Origin of the sequence: Reichenbachiella sp. (genome assembly GCF_039944555.1) — a bacterium.
Classification (GTDB): Bacteria; Bacteroidota; Bacteroidia; order Cytophagales; family Cyclobacteriaceae; genus Reichenbachiella.
Window position 1 is genome coordinate 206,917 of the sequence record NZ_JBDUYN010000006.1, and the last position, 18,519, is coordinate 225,435.

An 18,519-nucleotide genomic window follows, 5' to 3' on the forward strand; every position below is an offset into this window, starting at 1 on the left:
GCCTCTCCAATTTGAAGGAGGTACAACTCGGTCCGCTGAAACGGAGCGTTCTCTATCGGGTCACAATGCCTCTTGAGATATCTCACTCCTCTCAATACAACGGGCTTGGTCGAATTCTGAGACAGCATCATTAAATATATTATGAATATAGGTTGTTCCTGGAGTGGTGGTAAAGACAGTTGTTTCGCTCTCATGCAACAATTGGCTAATGGTGACACCCTCAAAGTAGTCATGAATGTGATGGACGAGAATCAGGCCTATTCGAAATCTCATGGATTAACTCAAGAGGTCCTTTGCGCTCAGGCCAAAGCACTTGGCGTTCCAATTCAACTGGCTTCTGCCTCATGGACTACCTATGAAGAAAACTTTATTTCCAACCTTCAACTCATCAAGAAAATACATCAAATTGATGGCATGGTCTATGGCGATATCGACATAGAAAAACATAGGGAGTGGGAAGAGAAGGTATCTGCTGCTGCTGAACTCGAGGCTTTCCTACCATTATGGAAAGGCAGTAGGCGCGAACTTGTTGAATCTATGATTGATGCAGGTATCAAGGCCATCATCGTTTCTTGTAATCACGAACTCGGGTTGGACTTTTTGGGTGAAGAAATCTCTCACGATCTGATTCAAAAACTCGAAGAAAAAGGTGTAGATGTGTGTGGTGAGAATGGAGAATACCATACCTTGGTTTTGAATTGCCCGCTTTTCAAAGAGGAAATTAAAGTCTCTAAAGGGAAAAAAGTGAAAACGGAAAACTATTGTTTCATAGAAACCAGTCTACTGCAATGATCACTTACATTTCAGGTGGAGAACGCTCTGGTAAATCCAGTTATGCACAGCAAATGGCGCTAGAATTGGCTGACAATCCGATTTATCTTGCCACCGCTCAGGTCTATGACGGAAATTTTGAAGAACGGGTCAAAAGACATCAGGCAGAACGCGATGAGCGTTGGACTAATATTGAAGAACCGCTTGAACTGAGTCGATGCCTTCCACTCAATCGGGTCGTTGTGGTCGATTGTGTCACCTTGTGGCTGTCCAATTTTTTTTCCAAAACAAAATCCAATCGAGACGAGGCACTTGCATTGGCCAAAGGCGAATTCGAAAAACTGAAAGTTTATCCAGGGCATCTGATTATAATCTCCAATGAAATTGGCATGGGACTTCATGGCAATACTCAAATTGGTCGTGACTTTGTAGAACTTCAAGGTTGGATGAATCAGCATATTGCTAAAATTGCTGATGAAGCTTATTTCATGGTGTCAGGCCTTCCTATAAAATTAAAATAATGATAGATTTTGAAATTGCAAAACCTGACGAGCAACTAAATGCTAAAATTGATCACAAAATAGATCTAAAAACAAAACCAATTGGTGCTTTAGGCCAATTAGAACTCCTGGCAAGGCAAATCTGTCAAATTCAACAAACCTTGACCCCGAATTTAATCAAACCGACTATTGTTGTAATGGCAGGAGATCATGGTCTGGCCAATGAAGGCATAAGTGCTTATCCTCAAAAAGTCACCCATCAAATGGTGTTGAATTTTCTCGGAGGTGGAGCCGCTATCAATGTTTTTAGTGAGCAGCACCAGATTGACCTTAAAATTGTAGACGCAGGGGTCAACTTTGATTTCGGCAATCGCCCTGGCCTTATTGATGCAAAAATCGGGATGGGTACAAAGAATTCACTAACCGAACCAGCCATGTCGTTAGAGCAATTGAAGCTGGCCATGCAAAGGGGATCAGAGATTGTAACTGAGATTCAAGAGGAAGGCTCCAACATTATTGGGTTTGGCGAAATGGGTATTGGGAATACTTCAGCAGCGAGTCTGATCATGAGCCACATTTGTCAAATACCTATTGAAACATGTGTAGGGCGCGGTACCGGTGTGGACGACGAAGGATGGAGAAAAAAAGTAAACGTTTTGGTACAAGTGCAAACGAAACATTCAGGGATTTCCGAAACAAGAGAACTGCTACAGGCCGTTGGAGGATTTGAAATCGCCATGATGTGCGGAGCGATGTTGCAAGCCGCTAGTCTTGGAATGATCATACTGGTAGATGGATTTATAGCCTGTGCAGCCTATCTCTGCGCTCAGTCATTCAATTCAAACATCAGACATTATGCGATCTTCTGCCACCAATCAGACGAATCAGGTCACAGACAAATGCTAGAATATATTGGGGCAAATCCAGTCCTTAAGATGAATATGAGATTGGGTGAAGGTACAGGCTGTGCACTAGCCTATCCCCTGCTGGCGTCCAGTGTGGCATTCATGAATCAAATGGCCAGCTTTGAAAGTGCAGGCGTTTCTAACAAAGAATAACGCATGAAAAAAGAATGGTCCATATTTCTTACAGCTGTGATGTTTTATACACGTATCCCATGCCCCAAATGGGTTGACCATTCCTCTGAAATGCTCAACAAGGCAACCAGGTATTTTCCTTTAATCGGTTGGATTGTTGGAGGGTTTGCAGGGCTCGTATTTTACGGCTCAGCGCAAATATTACCATTCAGTATCTCCATTATTTTATCTATGATTTCAAGCATTTTAATTACAGGGGCATTTCATGAGGATGGGTTTGCAGACGTTTGTGACGGGTTTGGGGGAGGATGGACTAAGGAGAAAATCCTCAAAATCATGAAGGATTCAGCTATTGGAGCCTACGGGGCCTTGGGCATGTTACTTATTATTCTTTTCAAATTCCTTTTGCTATGGGAATTGAGCAATCATCTTCAGGCGACAACGCTTGTTTTTATTATTATCACGGGACATAGTATCAGTCGCCTCAACTCGGTGTTTATGATATTCTCGGATGAGTATGCAAGAGAAAACGAAGATTCGAAGGCTAAACCCGTCGCCAGGCAAATGAAAAAGGGAAGTTTTTTGGCAGCAATCGCTATGGGCATTGCCCCGTTGATCTATTTCCAAAATCTGTATTTACTAACCGGTATTCCTGTTCTTATTTTGGTTAAATTGTATCTGTCCGGCTATTTTAAAAAATGGATCGGCGGATATACGGGAGATTGCTTAGGAGCACTACAACAAATATCAGAAGTTACCTTTTACCTATTGGTTTTATCGCTATGGAATTATATCTAATCAGACACACTACTCCTCAAGTGGACAAGGACATTTGCTATGGTCAAACCGACCTTGACCTGGCACCCACTTTCGATGCAGAAGCCAGCAATATTCATCAAAAATTTGAACAACCACTGGATTACATCTTTTCTAGTCCATTGAAACGTTGCTCAAAGTTAGCTAAGAGTTTTAATGTGAAAGTCCAAGAAGAGTCAAGATTGATGGAACTCAGTTTTGGAGATTGGGAGATGAAGAAGTGGAAAGACATTTCACAGCCTGCCGTCAACCAGTGGATGGAAAACTACATCACTCAAGGCCCGAGTAATGGTGAATCCTACGAGCAACTTAAAACCAGAGTAGTAGAAATTTTCAAAGGTATTATCTCACAAAACAGAAAGTCGACTGGCATTGTCACTCATGCGGGACCAATCCGTGCAATTCTATCTTATGTACTCAATCTTCCTTTAAAGGACACTTTTACCTTACGGGTAGATTATGGCAGTATTACAAAAATCAGTCTCAATGAATCCATTTTCTCAGTCGATTATATCAACAAAGTATGACAAAAATTCCATTGGCAATTAGTTGGAGCGGTGGCAAAGATTCCAGCTTGATGCTCCATCATCTTATGAATGATGATAAATATGTTATTGTAGAGTTGCATACTGCTGTTTCTAGCGAAACCGGTAGAGTATCTATGCATGGTGTTTCTCAAGAGCTAATACGTGCACAAGCTGATTCTATTGGGCTGCCTATTCGTTTTATCTCCATCGAGCCGGATTCCACCAATGCGAACTACGAAAAAGCGTTAAATGCCTATTATTCTGATCTAAAGTCTCAAGGCATTAATCACATTGGATTTGGAGATATTTTCTTAGAAGACTTGAAAAGGTATCGTGATGAACTATTGCACAAAAATGGTCTAACAGGAGTCTATCCCCTTTGGAAAAGGCAAACCAAAGACCTCGCTAGCTCTTTTTTATCCAATGACTTCAAAACACTGATTTGTTGTGCCAAGCAATCGCTATTCCCCAACAGCATATGTGGCAAAGAATATAGTCATGCTATGCTCGATACATTTGGTTCTGAAATAGATCCTTGTGGTGAAAATGGTGAGTTTCACTCCTATGCCTTCGACGGCCCCATTTTCCGAAATCCTATTTTTGTTCAAGTAAATGAGGTGTTAGTGCACACGTACGAACATAAACTTCAATCTGGGCAAGAAGTTAAGACCGCATTTGAGTTTGCCGATCTGGGTTTGGCTAAGTCAAAAGCTGTTTGACGATTGTCAATACTTCTGTTGTGGCCATAGAAACTGAAAGTTCACCGCTTTGAACTTTACTTCTCAATTCTTTTATATTTTTTTTTAGTGCGGTATGATCAGATAAGTGTTGAATCAAACCAAAATTCACCCGATTTTCAAACCAGCGGACGTTTTGATTACTCCTGTTATTTTGGAATAGACCATTTTCGATCATTATATGCTGAAAATCCAAGATCATTTGCCATATAAGGTCAAATCCTTTCTTTTCCAATGAAGAACATAATTCCACCTTAGTTGACCAGCCCGTTTCGCTTGCCGCAAACAGATGCAGGGCATTCAAAAGATCAGTTTTGGAGCGCTTAGCCAGCTTTTCCTGGTCGCCATCCGCTTTATTTATGACTATGCCATGCGCCATTTCCATGATGCCTTTCTTAATCCCTTGCAGATCATCTCCGGACCCTGGCTGAATCATAAGCAGGAAAAAGTCAACCATATCATTTACGAGCGTCTCAGATTGTCCCACACCAACCGTTTCCACAATAACGACATCAAAACCTGAAGCTTCACAGAGCAAGATGGCTTCGTGGGTCTTATTATTGACCCCGCCAAGCGTACTACCAGACGCAGAGGGTCGTATAAATGCATTGGGATTTCTACTCAATGTTTCCATTCTTGTCTTATCACCCAAGATGCTACCTCCAGTACGTTGACTACTCGGATCGATGGCCAAAACAGCTAATTTTTTTCCTTTGCTAGTCAAATAAGTCCCAAAACCTTCGATAAAACTGCTTTTCCCCACACCGGGGGTACCGGTAATTCCAATCCGAACAGATTTCGATTCTTGATTTAAGATATGATTAAGAAGTTGATCGGCCAAATCCTGGTCAGTTCTTTTTCGACTCTCAACCAGCGTTATGGATTGAGCTAATACCACCGTGTTTTGTGCTCGCAATCCATCCAGATAGTACTCAAGGCTAAATCTCTTCATTCAAAATTTATGCATAAAAAATTTAAATATAGCAATGATATAACAGGTCGTAGATAAATATCAAAAATTTCCTTATCCCGATAGTTCTTATAGGTGGATTTCCTATGTTTATAGATAATTTGGAAAGGTTGGTCGATTAATAATTGAATTTATCTAAGATTAGTTTAGCTTTAAATTTGATTGAGAGAAAGGTTACCAATTGTTCCAAATACATATTAAATAGAGAACACTTAATAATCTTAACTAACTGACATGTTCAAACGATTCTGGCTTGAAACTATTTATGGGCTTTTCTTTATACTCGTTTTAGCTTTTTTAGTTTCCCAAGTAACCGCCTTCAAAATATTTGATGTTTTTGACCCCATAGGTGCTGTTTTTGAGGATATGGAAAGCACCGACATTGTATTCTCACAGTTGCGTGAGGACCCCCTGGCGGAAGAAAATTTAATTTTGATAAATATTGGAGATTTACCTAGGTCAGGTATTGCAGACATGGTAAATATCATTAATTCAGCCGAGCCAAAGGTTATTGGCATGGATATGGTTTTTAAGTATCCAAAAGAAGACACTTTAGGCGATTTAAAACTATCTGATGCTTTCTCCAGAGTTGAAAATCTGGTCATGTATAGCAAACTACTCAACGTTGACGATGATGATGATTTTGACTCACTTGAAGTCTCATATCCTCCACTATTCGGTTACGGAGAGACTGCATTTGTCAATTTTATTACAGGCGCCGCAGATCAGGATGATCTAAAAATGTGCCGAGAATTTGCGGTAAGCGAAAGTGTAAAAGGACAGGAAGAGCTGGCCTTTTCGGTCAAAATCGCTCAACACATGGACAGCGCTAAAGTAGCACGTTTTTTAGCAAGAGATAAGGACGTAGAAGTTATCAATTATCGTGGCAATATATTTGATTATGGTGCCACAGAGTATGCTATCAGTTACTTCGCTTTAGATTGGTACCAGGTATTAAATATGGAATTTGCTCCCGAACTCATAAAAGATAAGGCGGTTATATTCTGCTATATGGGTAGTGAATTGGGCGACAGAAAGGCACTTGATGATAAATACTTCACTCCGCTCAACAAAAACTATGTAGGTAAAACCCATGCTGATATGTTTGGTGGTGTAGTACATGCCAATGCTTTTTCGATGATTATGTCTGAGAGTTACATAAATGAAATGAGCGAAAACATAGGCTACATATTGGCACTTGTAATTTTATACCTAAACATCGTTTTGTTTACCGTCATCTATAAAGTCATGCCTAAGTGGTATGACGGATTATCGAAACTTATACAATTAATAGAAGCCGCAGCGTTATTTAGTTTAGGTCTTTTCGTATTCAATAGTTTTAACTATAAAATCGATACTACCTTATCCATTGTTGCTGTGCTTATTGTAGGGGATGCACTGGAGGTATTCTTTGGTGTCTTTGTTAATCTTTTTACAAAAGAAGGTCGAAAAGAACTTCGTGAACTAAAGAAATTGTAAATTTGTAATCTATAAATCTATATATATCATGAGAACTAAATTATTCATAACATCTACTCTTCTGATATTCTTTCTAGTCAATACCAGCTACGGACAAAGTTTTGTTTTTAGAGTATTGGCAAGCAAAGGAGCCAATCAGGTAAAAAAGGGACAAAGTGGAGAAACTGTACCTCTTAAAACGGGAGCAACCTTAATGTCTGGCGATGAGCTAATAGCTGCAAGCGGTGCGTACATCGGATTGATGCACAAGACGGGAAGGACCATCGAGGTGAGAAACCCCGGTATTACCAAAATCACAGACCTTGAGACTAAATTGGCAAATTCCAAATCTAGTGTTGCCAACAAATATGCTAAGTTCGTGATGAACAAAATGAGTGAAGGCGAGGGTGATCTGAGTTCTAACTACAGAAAAAACATGAAGGCTACCGGGGCCGTGGAAAGAGCGACTAGTAGTGCTTCTCTTAAGGTCTTATTGCCAAGTTCTGTGGACGTTCTAAACACTGAAGCCATTATCAGATGGGAAGGAACGGAAGAGGTTCTTGATGCTTCTTATATTGTAAGTATTAAAAACATCTTTGATGAGGAGATCTTTAATGCCGAGACTGCCAAAACTAGTCTCAATATCAATTTTAATGATGAAAACCTTGCTAACGAGAGATTAGTAATATTGAATGTGCAGGTTAAGGACAATGAAGATATTAAGTCAGGTGACTATGGTATCAAAAGAATGTCCTCCGACGATGCGGCCTCAATCAATGAGAACTTGCAAGCCTTGAAATCTGAAATTTCCGAGGACAGCCCATTGAACAATTTGATTTTTGCTTCATTCTATGAAGAAAACAATTTGATATTGGATGCTATGACTCAATATGAAAAAGCCGTTTTGGCTTCGCCGGACGTAGAGGACTTCAAAACGCTTTACGATGACTTCTTAGTAAAGAATGGGTTGCAATAAGAAAATAGATTTTTAAGATGAAAAGGTCATGTCCCGAACGACATGACCTTTTTCTTTCCTATAAGAGTCATCACTTTCAATTGTCACTGATTTGAATAACAAATACTAAACTATATCCTAATGAGAACCATTTTTGTATTTCTGTTTATTACGATTTTCAGCTCTGGCATGGCGCAGAATAGTAACAAAAGTTTTGTATTTAGAGTGCTGGCCAACAAAGGTGTGAACCACGTCAAAAAAGCGGCTGATGGTAAAAAAGTAATCTTACGCACCGGGCTAACCCTTATGCAAGATGATGAGATTATTGCATCTACCGGTGCCTACATTGGACTGATGCACCGAACTGGACGAACTATTGAACTTAGAGCGCCTGGTGTAACAAAAATTACGGATTTAGAAACCAAACTTGCTAACTCCAAAACATCAGTAGCGGGAAAATATGCTAATTATGTATTGGCAAAGATGAACGGCGACGGAGGTAATGAGAACTATCGAGCCAATATGAAAGCGACTGGAGCCGTTGAAAGATCAAGTGGTTCGGCCATTTCGGCCATGTTGCCAACTTCGGTCAACGTCTTGAATCCGGAAGCCGTGATTCGATGGAATTCGGTTGAAGAAGAGGACGCCTATTATATTGTAAGTGTTAAAAACATCTTTGACGAAGAATTACTATCTGCGGAGACGACTAAGCCCTACATTAAGCTAAATTTAGATGACGAAAACCTGGCTAACGAACAGCTCGTGATTCTTAACATCAAAGTCAAAGATAATCCAGATCTCTTTTCTCCTGACTATGGAATAGAAAGACTCTCTGACGAAAAAGAAGCAGAAATGATGGCTTCACTTACACAACTGAAGTCAGAAATATCAGGAGACAGTCCACTTGGGAAACTGATATTAGCTTCGTACTTTGAAGACAATGGCTTGACCCTAGATGCTTTGACTCAGTATGAAGACATACTGGAACAATCACCTGAGGTAGAAGACTTCAAAATGCTCTACGGTGAATTTCTTATCCGTAATGGATTGAGTAAATTGGATGAATAAAGAATTAGATTTATATTGATTAGAAAAGCTCTGATTAGTCTCAGAGCTTTTTTTTATCTATTGGCTCCAGCCAAAAGGTAAAGAACAGCCATTCGAACAGCTACGCCATTTTCGACCTGATTCAATATTATAGAATGGTGAGAGTCAGCTACATCGCTTGTAATCTCAACCCCACGATTGATTGGGCCAGGGTGCATTACAATAATTTCTTTGTCTAGTCTATCAAGGAGCTTCTTGTTGACCCCAAAATGCTGAGAGTATTCCCTGAGAGATGGAAAATATTTAATGTGCTGTCTTTCGAGTTGTATCCTAAGAATGTTGGCCACATCACACCACTGCAAGGCTTCAAACACATCTGTCACAACTTTTACTCCTAAAGAGGTAATGTACTTTGGCACCAATGTCGCAGGACCACATATCATAACCTCCGCTCCCAACTTTTGAAGTGCAAAAACATTCGATAAGGCGACGCGAGAATGTATGATATCACCAATGATTGCTATTTTCCTACCCGCTAATTCACCGAGCTTTTCTCTCATTGAAAAAGCATCTAACAGCGCCTGAGTAGGGTGCTCATGTGTCCCATCTCCAGCATTTACAATATTTGCTTCAATGTGCTGAGATAGGAAATGTGGAGCACCTGGAGACGAATGCCGCATGACTATCATATCCACCTTCATTGCCAGGATATTATTGACGGTGTCCAGAAGTGTTTCTCCTTTTTTTACAGAGCTTCCTGAAGAAGAAAAGTTTATTACGTCTGCCGAAAGGCGTTTTTCTGCCAGTTCGAAAGAAAGTTTAGTTCGGGTGGAGTTTTCAAAAAAGACATTCGCAATGGTAACATCTCTGAGTGAAGGAACTTTCTTGATCGGGCGATTAATGACATCCTTAAAGTTGTCGGCCGTTTCAAAGATCAACTGAATATCACTTGGTGTTAGACTTTTGATACCCAATAAATGTTTGCTACTCAACTCGCTCATTTCTCAGAATTATCTATCAACCAAATTTTATCCTCTTTCTTGCCTTGCTCAGTCAGCTCTACCAACACTTTTTGAGATAAAACTGTATTCACTCGTTTACCAATATAATTGGCCTCTACCGGTATATCTCGGCTATAAGAGCGGTCTATTAAGGTTAAGAACTCAACTTTAGCTGGTCTTCCAAAAGCACCCATGGCGTCCATAGCAGACTTTACTGAACGTCCGGTGTATAAAACGTCATCAATCAGCACTACATTCTTATCTTCAATAATGAAAGGCACCTTGGTCTCATTAGGTGCCAGCGGTTCATCACGTCTCCGAAAATCATCTCTATAAAAAGTAATATCGAGATAACCAAGCGGGACAGTTTTGTTTATTACTCGTTCAAGTTCAGCTTTGATCCTCTCCGCCAGGTATATGCCTTTTGGCTGAAGTCCCAGCAAGACTGTATTCTCAAACTGATTATGATTTTCGATTAATTGATAACAAAGACGGGAGATGGTAATACTAAGATGGTGGCTATTAAGAAGAAGTCTCTTTTGCATGTGTCTTTGATTAGGCAAATATAGAACCTAGCCATTCACATTTGAAAATAAATTGGAAAGAAGATTTAAGATTATTGATATTGGACCTTATTGATGTAAAATACCCGACGATTGAGCTTTACATCCTTATCTTTCAGATTTTTGATATTTTGAATCCCAAAAGTGTAAAAATTGCCGTCAAACCATTTTTCCAAACCTTCCATTTCTTTATTGTTATCACGGATTTCATCAGACTTAAAGTGTAGTTCTATGGGGTCAAAACTTTTTCCTTCAAGTATTTCGTCATTTTGGATGATTTTAGATCTAATCACATTTTCATACACATAGAGCAATACAATGCGATCCTTCTCAACACTGATTTGCACATTTTCCTTAAGAGAATAACTCAGCAGGTCATTAATTTCGAAACTATTGTCCCAAAGCAATTCACCTTTTTTACTAAACCCTGCAACGATAGCATGGGTGTATTTATAACCTATAAAATTCGGGTTTGAAAATCCATCACTTCCGCCAAAGCTATTTGACGCATAAAAATTGCTACTGCCATAATTCGAATATTTAGGGTAATAGGCTTCACCAATCAATATGTACTCGTTTTCTCGCTCTACGATGTCGTTAATTAACAATCGGTAGTTGAATTTAGCTTTTTGACCCTTGACTTTCTTCCTTTCAATTTTTTCTTTTATGCGTTCTTCTCTTTTGGCTTTCATGTATGAAAAAAAATTGTCCAAGTCTGCATAATCGTGATACTTAATGAATTCCTGCTGTCCAAGATTCAATTTGGCCAAATATAGTCCTCTGGAAAATTCAGACTTGCGCTTGGAGTAGGTACCTGCAATATATTGCGTACCGTTGTCGAAGCTTGTCGATACCCCATCCAACAAGCTCTTTTCATAATCCGTACTGATAACTTCTGTATGAACCAATTCACCCTTTTCTGTAAAGGTCTTTAAGGAAACTGTAACCTGTTTATTTTGCCCTTGTTCGCTCATCACGACGGTAAAGTTATTCGTGCGTTTATCGGTTCGAACGTCAATGATTGTACTGTTATTATTATAAATTCCAGGCATAACCTTTGGTTTCGGGTCGTCCAAGTCAACCACCGTAACTACTGGCCTCATATTCGAATACCCACCATAAATCAATGTATTAGAAACAACCTCAAAATGACTTAATTCCAACGGTACACCAAGGGTGACGCTATGCGAGAGAATCTGATCTCCCTCAAGATCGGTCTGATAGACGATCATATCATCAAGCTTGTATTGTGACTTTCCAAATAGCAAGAAAAAGCCTTCTTCGCTGTAGTCGTATCCTAAGAATATTGCTCCATAGTCAATGGAAATTGCTCTATCCCAAACCACATTGAGCAGACTATCCACTAAATATAGCTCCCAAACAAAGCCTGATTCAGTTCTGTTGCGCGTTTCTTTTACTACCAGTAGCCCTCGCTCTTTAGCCGAGATGATGATAAAGTCTTCATCCTTAGTCCCTACTTCAAATTCAATTCTTTTTGGCTGAACTATAAATGACTCTTGTTCTGTGGTATCTGCTTCTACATCCTTCTTTCTCTTTTGGCCAAAAGCCAAGAACTGAAGACCTGCCATAAGCAATACCAATACGTAAGCTGTTTTTCTCATTTCCATCGTCTTACATAAAAAAAGCCTGAGGCTACTAAAACCCTTACTTCATCAAGGTTCATTTCTGTCCTAAAGATAAAACAATGTCGAACTCCTCCTTTTTAACGGGTTGTACCGAGAGTCTGGAGTTGTTGACAAGAACCATTTCAGACAAGCGGTTGTCATTTTTTATTTGCTCTAACGTAACAGCTTGATCAAGTTTTAGTTCGGGAATCAAGTCCACTACCACCCATCTGTCATCATCTGTTGTAGGGTCAGAATAGTGCTCTTTCACCACTTTGGCAACACCTACGACACACTTTTCGTTTACACTATGGTAAAACAAAGCCAAATCATCTACCTTCATATTCATCATGTGCATACGGGCGGCATAGTTTCGCACACCATCCCAATGATCTCTTCCCAATTTCACAAAATCATCCCATGAGTAGGTATTCGGTTCAGTTTTGATCAGCCAATAGTTCATATTCAATCATTTCAATTTAGTCATTGAAATTTAAATATTTATGAGACTAATACAAACCGTCTAGTCCTGTATAACCGGCAAATATTTGAGAATGCTCATTTGACCAAAGTCGAGTCGCTCATTTGCCAATCTTCGAAGCTGTGATCTTGTAACTGCGTCTACTTTGCCAAAAACGGCATCCAGTCCTTCAACTTTTCCGTGGTCCAGGATACTTTTAGCCATCATAAGCATGAAATTCTGATTGTTCTCCTCTGCCATAGCGAGCTGCCCTTTGATTTGATTTTTAGCTGTCTGAAGTTGTTTGGATCCAAGTTCTGTTTCAGTTAGTTTTTTTATTTCCTTCTTAACCAACTGAATTGATTTCTCCAAATTCGCAGGTTCAGTGGCGTAAAAAATGGAAAAGAGCCCCGTGTCAGTAAATGCCTGAAAATTCGATTCTATATTATATACCATACCATGATTTTCTCTCAGACTTAAATTAAGTCTTGAATTCATGGCACTACCGCCCAAAATATTGTTAAGCACAAAGAATGGCACTTTCTGTTCAGAATAAATATCGAATGCTCTGCAACCTATTCCAACATGTGCCTGTGTAATGTCTTTAGGTGTAATTTCATTTTGCGGCGCATAGCCATTGACCACTCTGCGCTCCCTGTCGCAACTGATATTATCGATTGATTTCAGATTTTTCTCTACAATCTTTTTCAATTTCTTAAGAGAGTAATTACCCACTGAAGAAAAAACCATGCGCCGGGTATCCAAATTTTCACTTACAAAATCCAGGAAATCTTTTTGATCAAATGATTTGACGCTAGATGATGTACCCAAAATGTTATTGCCTAGCTGATGATCCTTAAATACCAGACCATCCAATTGATCTTGAATTGCATCTTCCGGGCTGTCAGCGTACATAGCCATTTCTTCTAATATGACTTGTCGTTCCTTATTAATCTGAGCATCTGGAAAAATAGAATTGAAGGTAATATCCTTGAGTAGTTCAACAGCCTTGTCTAGGTGACTATCGAGAACAGCCGCATAAAAACAAATTTTCTCTTTTGTTGTGTAGGCATTCAATTCACCCCCTAGAGATTCCAGTCGGTTGATGATGTGAAATGCTTTACGTCTGTGGGTACCCTTGAAGGCCATGTGTTCCCAAAAATGAGCAATACCTTGCTGGTGCAACCCCTCATCCCGGCTACCAATATCCAACATTAATGCACAGTGGGCGATTTTTGTATTTGAAACTTGTCTATGAACAACCCTTATTCCATTGGGCAATTCCCACAACTCGTAATCCATCATATTACCTCATTCGAAGTAACAAAGTTATACATTTTGGATACTGGAAACAGAGGATTTTCAGAAATGAATATCTATTTTTTAGTGAGCGCCTCAATCTTTTGTGCGATGTACTCTCGTTCCTTTTCATTCTCAACAAGATCTACTCCAGCACAATACGCTTCCCTTGCCTGTTTCGGCTTTTTGGATTTTTCCAACAGGTGGCCCTTGATTATATAAAGCAAATAATAGTTGCTAAGAAAACCGGTTTTTTCAATTTTTTTCAACTCTCGCATGGCAATGTCATACCCTTCGACTTGAGCTAATGGCACTAGCCGATTGAGCTGAGCCACGGCTGAAGGGTATCGTAGCACCATAGCGTCGTACAAACTTAATATCTCTTTCCAGTTGGTCTCTTTGAACGACTTGGCAGCGCAATGCAAGGATGATATAGCTGCTTGAATATGATATTCAGAGTATACAGGTTCTTCAACCGCTCTATTAAGAAAATAATGTCCTGTCCTGATCAACTCCTGATCCCATGTGGACCTATCCTGATCTTCTAATGATATGATAAATCCACCTTCACTCATTCTGGACTTTGATCGAGCTAGATGAAAGTACATGAGTGCTTCTAATGCATTGGTCTCTGGAAGGTTGCCAAAATCTGCCTCCAACAATAGTCGATTGAGTCGAAGGGCCTCTATGCATAAGTCAACATTAAGGATTTTCTTTCCATGACTCGGCTTGTAACCTTCGTTGAACAATAGATATATCACCTTTAGCACAACTGATAGTCTGTCTTTTAGCTCATCGGTTGGGGGTAATTCAAAATCTGCATTGGCCTCTATCAATTTATGTCTGGCTCGTGTATAAGATTTAGCTACAGCAGCTTCTGACTTGAGCAAGCAAGCAGAAATTTCTCTGATTCCTAGTCCACATAGTACTTTAAGTGCTAAAATAATCTGGTATTCAATATTAAGTTGTGGATGGCAACATACAAATAACATCTTCAGTAGTTCGTCCTTTAGTACGTCATCTGGATTAATATCAGCTTCGAATGATGACTCTTGCAGATCAATTATTGAGTCCTCTGTATACTCTTGCTTGTTCATTCGGCGCAATTGATCTATCATCTGATTGTTCGCCACTCGATAGATCCATCCTGCGGGGTTAGAAGGCACCTCTCCATAAGGCCAGATTTGCATGGCCTTGTACATCGCATCTTGAACCACATCTTCAGCCAAAGTCAAATGAGGCGCACCATATTTACTGACCAAAAGTGAGACCATCTTTCCATACTCATTTCTAAATAGGTTGTCAACTATGGTCTTCGAAGATGTGCTACTTGAATTCACCAGTTCTGGTTTGTTTAAATTAGAAAGTCATGTGATAAAACAAAAAAGGAAGACGAAAATTGCATCTTCCTATTCCTTGAGCATAGCTTTTAACATTAGAATTACATATCCATAGGAAGCAACTCTCTTACTTCAACAATTCCTTCATGTTCAAATATCGGGCATTGCTTAGATATTTCTACAGCTCCGTCCAGTGTATCAGATTTGACTATGAGATAGCCGCCAACCACTTCCTTGCCTTCTGCAAAAGGACCATCCGTAATCACCGCACCAGCGCTTCTTACTACTTTGCCTCCTTTGTCCAAGGGAAGCCCTCCTACTAATTTATTATCCTGAGCTAACCCCTGCATCCATACACCCCATTTGGCCATGTGCGCTTGCATTTCTTCCGGTGTTTGGTCTGTTCTGGCAGCATCACCACCTCTGAATAAAAAAAGATACTCTTTCATTGTTTTATATTTTAGTTTATAAATTATTCGATTCTAACCAACTAATCAAGGGATTCATGTAATGTTCTTCCCATCCAATGGTTATATCATCATAGGAGTCTTCAGGAATATCTTCATGAATAAGAGTCACAACCAAAAAATTTGATTCCTGACGCCATCCAAATACTACCTTGGAATATTCGGGCCAACTGCTTTCTTTCCACTGTTGTACGAGCTTGTTCGATGATACTTCATTGTTGATACCAACTATACTGCCTCCCCAAAGTGAAAAATTACTTCCGATCTCATCACTCATTGTTGCCGAGGCTCCTGACCATTGACTTATAATCGTTTGATTAGTTAGTGCTTCATAGAAATCACTGGACTTGGCGTTCACAAAATATGTTTTCTCTAACCTTGGCATTTGCCTCTTATTTATTTTCAAGACGAATAAATAATAGAGATTAGGACAATCCGGTGAAAAATTATTTTAACCCATCAGAATCGTTTAAAGAAAAGCTAGATTTACGGTCTCGATAAGGCGCTCGCCTATTGATAATTAAATAAGACAACATGAAGTATTTACCTATTGGCCAAGAGTTGTTTACAACAAATAGGAACAAGCTTAAAGTCAAGCTGAAGCCAAATTCAGTAGCCATATTCAATTCGAGTGATATAATGCCAACCTCTGCGGACGGCACTTTACCGTTCAAACAGGATCCCAATATATTTTATCTATCTGGCATAGACCAAGAAGAATCCATTCTACTACTTGCTCCGGATTTTCCTGACGAAAAGTTCAGAGAAGTGCTATTTATAAAGGAAACAAGTAAAGAAATCGCAATATGGGAAGGCCATAAGTATACAAAGCAAGAAGCTGAAGAATCATCAGGTATTAAGAACGTTAGATGGCTCACTGATTTTGAATCAATTTTGAACACTATTCTTGCGGAAAGTTCCAATATTTATCTCGACTCAAACGAGCATATTCGTAATGGATCAAAAGTTGAAAGCAGGACAGATCGCTTTACAAAGTGGTGCATGGATCAATATTCTTTACATCAATATGAAAGAATTGCTCCGCTTATCTATGATTTGAGATGTGTGAAAGAATCACGCGAAATCGAGTTATTACAACATGCATGCGACATCACGGAAATAGGATTCAGAAGAATACTGGAATTCACCAAACCCGGTGTGTGGGAATACGAACTTGAAGCTGAACTTTCCTACGAGTTCTTAAGAAATCGAGCAACTCGGTTTGCCTATGACCCAATCATTGCTTCCGGTGGTAATTCTTGTGTGCTGCATTATATTGAAAACAATAAGCAGTGTAAAAGTGGAGATATCATACTTTTCGATGTGGGTGCTGAATATGCCAATTACAACGCAGATATGACGCGCGTCATCCCAGTCAACGGAAGATTTTCAAAAAGACAACGTCAAGTTTATGACGCTGTACTACGGGTGAAAAATGAAGCTACAGAATTACTCAGACCTGGTAATGCTATTCCGGAGTATCACAAGGCCGTTGGCGAAATAATGGAAAGAGAATTACTGGCTTTAGGTCTTATCAGCAAGGTAGATATTGAAAAACAACGCCCGGAGTGGCCAGCGTATAAAAAGTACTTTATGCATGGCACATCTCATCACTTAGGTCTAAATGTTCATGATGTAGCAAGTATTTATAAAAAGTTTGAACCTGGCATGGTGTTTACGGTTGAGCCAGGCATCTACATCCCCGAAGAAAATATTGGTATCCGACTAGAAGATAATATCACAATTACCAAGGGCGGCCATATTAACTTGATGAAAAACATCCCAATTCATGCAGATGAAATCGAAAGCTTAATGAACGCCTAGAACTCAATATCAAAGAAATGAACGAAGAATCAATTAAAAACTCAAATGAAGCGCCAGAACCTGTTGGGCTCTATCCTCATGCCAGAAAAGTCGGCAATCTCTTATTCTTATCTGGTGTAGGGCCCAGAGAAAAAGGAACAAAAATAATCCCTGGAGTAGAACTGAATGCCAGCGGTCAAATCGAGTCATATGACATCGCAGCACAGTGTCATTCGGTATTTAAAAATATTCGATTGATTTTGGAAGCCTCAGGTTCATCTTGGGATCAACTCGTTGATGTAACTGTTTTTCTAACCAATATGAAAGAAGACTTCAAGACCTACAACAGCATCTATGCTGAATATTTCAAAGATAATCAGCCCTGTAGAACAACGGTGGAAATCAACTCCCTCCCAACCCCAATAGCCATCGAACTGAAATGTATTGCAACTATTCAATAGGCATAAAATCCCTGTAAATCCATTGAATATCAGCATTTTGTCATGATAAGATTTTCGATGTATATTCGGTATTCCATTTTACAACCAAACAATAACTATTATGACATTTACTGTTACGCACCAGGAGTCCTATTCCAGAGGTGAATTACTCCTAAGATCCTTTTTCGGATACTTCTACATTGTACTTCCACACATGTTAATCTTAGCCTTTCTAGGTCTTTGGGGGTCTATTTTAACCTTCATATCCTGGGTGATTATCATGTTTACCGGCAGTTATCCTGAAAGTTTTTTCGAGTACCAGGTTAAACTTATGAAGTGGTCGACCAGGGTAAATCTTCGATTATATAACCTTTCAGATGGCTATCCTGCCTTTGGACTGGAGAGAGAGGATCCAGCTTTTACACTGGACATTCCATATCCCGACAATTTAAGTAGATCGACTCAACTTCTTAAATTGTTTTTCGGTGTTGTTTACGTTGCGATACCTCATGGTATCCTACTTATTTTCAGAACCATTGCTACCTTAGTTCTATTGTTCCTCGGGTGGTGGAGCGTACTATTTACTGGTAAGTTTCCAGAGTCTTGGCACGAATTTATCGTTGGCACACTTAGATGGGGATTGAGAGTACAACTATATCTAGGATATATGACCGATGACTATCCGCCGTTTTCCGGGAAATAA

The 18,519-nt window shown here is 39.5% G+C and carries 21 protein-coding genes; 12 read left to right on the forward strand and 9 right to left on the reverse strand.

Annotation, left to right across the window (positions count from 1 at the left end):
- The first annotated feature begins 141 nt into the window (after positions 1-141).
- From ABJD64_RS05640 to ABJD64_RS05665, 6 genes are read left to right on the forward strand one after another with little or no spacing between them, the layout of a single operon-like run.
- Positions 142-792 carry a diphthine--ammonia ligase gene (locus ABJD64_RS05640; RefSeq protein ID WP_348179646.1) on the forward strand — a complete coding sequence of 217 codons (651 nt, stop codon included), beginning with the start codon at positions 142-144 and terminating at the stop codon, positions 790-792.
- Positions 789-1,292, forward strand: a complete 504-nt coding sequence (locus tag ABJD64_RS05645; protein ID WP_348179647.1) for a bifunctional adenosylcobinamide kinase/adenosylcobinamide-phosphate guanylyltransferase — start codon at positions 789-791, stop codon at positions 1,290-1,292. The genes ABJD64_RS05640 and ABJD64_RS05645 overlap by 4 nt, the downstream gene beginning before the upstream one ends.
- Entirely contained in the window at positions 1,292-2,329 is a 1,038-nt protein-coding gene (gene cobT, locus ABJD64_RS05650) for a nicotinate-nucleotide--dimethylbenzimidazole phosphoribosyltransferase (RefSeq protein ID WP_348179648.1), read from the forward strand. Before ABJD64_RS05645 ends, cobT begins: the two co-directional genes overlap by 1 nt.
- A 3-nt stretch (positions 2,330-2,332) precedes the next feature.
- A complete protein-coding gene (locus ABJD64_RS05655; RefSeq protein WP_348179649.1) occupies positions 2,333-3,106 on the forward strand; it encodes an adenosylcobinamide-GDP ribazoletransferase in 774 nt (257 codons plus the stop codon).
- A complete protein-coding gene (cobC, locus tag ABJD64_RS05660) occupies positions 3,091-3,651 on the forward strand; it encodes an alpha-ribazole phosphatase (protein ID WP_348179650.1) in 561 nt (186 codons plus the stop codon). Before ABJD64_RS05655 ends, cobC begins: the two co-directional genes overlap by 16 nt.
- A complete protein-coding gene (locus ABJD64_RS05665) occupies positions 3,648-4,370 on the forward strand; it encodes an ATP-binding protein (protein ID WP_348179651.1) in 723 nt (240 codons plus the stop codon). Before cobC ends, ABJD64_RS05665 begins: the two co-directional genes overlap by 4 nt.
- Here the strand turns inward: ABJD64_RS05665 and meaB are convergent.
- Complete coding sequence (meaB, locus tag ABJD64_RS05670; protein ID WP_348179652.1) at positions 4,351-5,340, reverse strand: methylmalonyl Co-A mutase-associated GTPase MeaB; 990 nt, start codon at positions 5,338-5,340, stop codon at positions 4,351-4,353. The two genes, ABJD64_RS05665 and meaB, sit on opposite strands and share 20 nt — an antisense overlap.
- 252 nt (positions 5,341-5,592) lie before the next feature.
- On the opposite strand from meaB, the gene ABJD64_RS05675 reads away from it, so the two are divergent.
- The 3 genes from ABJD64_RS05675 (at position 5,593) to ABJD64_RS05685 (ending at position 8,839) form a co-directional block, all read left to right on the forward strand.
- Complete coding sequence (locus tag ABJD64_RS05675) at positions 5,593-6,837, forward strand: CHASE2 domain-containing protein (RefSeq protein WP_348179653.1); 1,245 nt, start codon at positions 5,593-5,595, stop codon at positions 6,835-6,837.
- 28 nt (positions 6,838-6,865) lie between these two features.
- On the forward strand, positions 6,866-7,792 hold the full coding sequence (locus ABJD64_RS05680; protein ID WP_348179654.1) for a hypothetical protein: 927 nt from the start codon (positions 6,866-6,868) through the stop codon (positions 7,790-7,792).
- A 120-nt stretch (positions 7,793-7,912) separates the two neighbouring features.
- Complete coding sequence (locus ABJD64_RS05685; protein WP_348179655.1) at positions 7,913-8,839, forward strand: hypothetical protein; 927 nt, start codon at positions 7,913-7,915, stop codon at positions 8,837-8,839.
- Positions 8,840-8,892: 53 nt separating this feature from the next.
- Here the strand turns inward: ABJD64_RS05685 and ABJD64_RS05690 are convergent, their stop codons facing one another.
- The 8 genes from ABJD64_RS05690 to ABJD64_RS05725 form a co-directional block, all read right to left on the reverse strand.
- The gene (locus ABJD64_RS05690) at positions 8,893-9,819 is read right to left on the reverse strand and encodes an aspartate carbamoyltransferase catalytic subunit (protein ID WP_348179656.1); all 927 of its coding nucleotides are present in this window, start codon (positions 9,817-9,819) and stop codon (positions 8,893-8,895) included.
- On the reverse strand, positions 9,816-10,364 hold the full coding sequence (gene pyrR / locus ABJD64_RS05695; protein WP_348179657.1) for a bifunctional pyr operon transcriptional regulator/uracil phosphoribosyltransferase PyrR: 549 nt from the start codon (positions 10,362-10,364) through the stop codon (positions 9,816-9,818). The genes ABJD64_RS05690 and pyrR overlap by 4 nt, the downstream gene beginning before the upstream one ends.
- Before the next feature lie 71 nt (positions 10,365-10,435).
- The gene (locus tag ABJD64_RS05700; RefSeq protein WP_348179658.1) at positions 10,436-12,004 is read right to left on the reverse strand and encodes a hypothetical protein; all 1,569 of its coding nucleotides are present in this window, start codon (positions 12,002-12,004) and stop codon (positions 10,436-10,438) included.
- 58 nt (positions 12,005-12,062) lie between these two features.
- On the reverse strand, positions 12,063-12,470 hold the full coding sequence (locus tag ABJD64_RS05705; RefSeq protein WP_348179659.1) for an EVE domain-containing protein: 408 nt from the start codon (positions 12,468-12,470) through the stop codon (positions 12,063-12,065).
- A 60-nt stretch (positions 12,471-12,530) separates the two neighbouring features.
- The gene (locus tag ABJD64_RS05710) at positions 12,531-13,772 is read right to left on the reverse strand and encodes a pitrilysin family protein (protein ID WP_348179660.1); all 1,242 of its coding nucleotides are present in this window, start codon (positions 13,770-13,772) and stop codon (positions 12,531-12,533) included.
- Between the two features lie 71 nt (positions 13,773-13,843).
- Positions 13,844-15,106, reverse strand: a complete 1,263-nt coding sequence (locus ABJD64_RS05715; RefSeq protein WP_348179661.1) for a sigma-70 family RNA polymerase sigma factor — start codon at positions 15,104-15,106, stop codon at positions 13,844-13,846.
- A 101-nt stretch (positions 15,107-15,207) separates the two neighbouring features.
- Entirely contained in the window at positions 15,208-15,555 is a 348-nt protein-coding gene (locus ABJD64_RS05720) for a YciI family protein (protein WP_348179662.1), read from the reverse strand.
- A gap of 16 nt (positions 15,556-15,571) precedes the next feature.
- A complete protein-coding gene (locus tag ABJD64_RS05725; RefSeq protein ID WP_348179663.1) occupies positions 15,572-15,958 on the reverse strand; it encodes an SRPBCC domain-containing protein in 387 nt (128 codons plus the stop codon).
- A gap of 149 nt (positions 15,959-16,107) precedes the next feature.
- Between ABJD64_RS05725 and ABJD64_RS05730 the strand changes: the two genes are divergently transcribed.
- The 3 genes from ABJD64_RS05730 (at position 16,108) to ABJD64_RS05740 (ending at position 18,519) form a co-directional block, all read left to right on the forward strand.
- Complete coding sequence (locus ABJD64_RS05730; protein WP_348179664.1) at positions 16,108-17,397, forward strand: aminopeptidase P family protein; 1,290 nt, start codon at positions 16,108-16,110, stop codon at positions 17,395-17,397.
- Positions 17,398-17,414: 17 nt separating this feature from the next.
- A complete protein-coding gene (locus ABJD64_RS05735; protein WP_348179665.1) occupies positions 17,415-17,837 on the forward strand; it encodes a RidA family protein in 423 nt (140 codons plus the stop codon).
- 100 nt (positions 17,838-17,937) lie between these two features.
- Positions 17,938-18,519: a DUF4389 domain-containing protein gene (locus tag ABJD64_RS05740; RefSeq protein ID WP_348179666.1), complete on the forward strand. Its 582-nt coding sequence runs from the start codon at positions 17,938-17,940 to the stop codon at positions 18,517-18,519.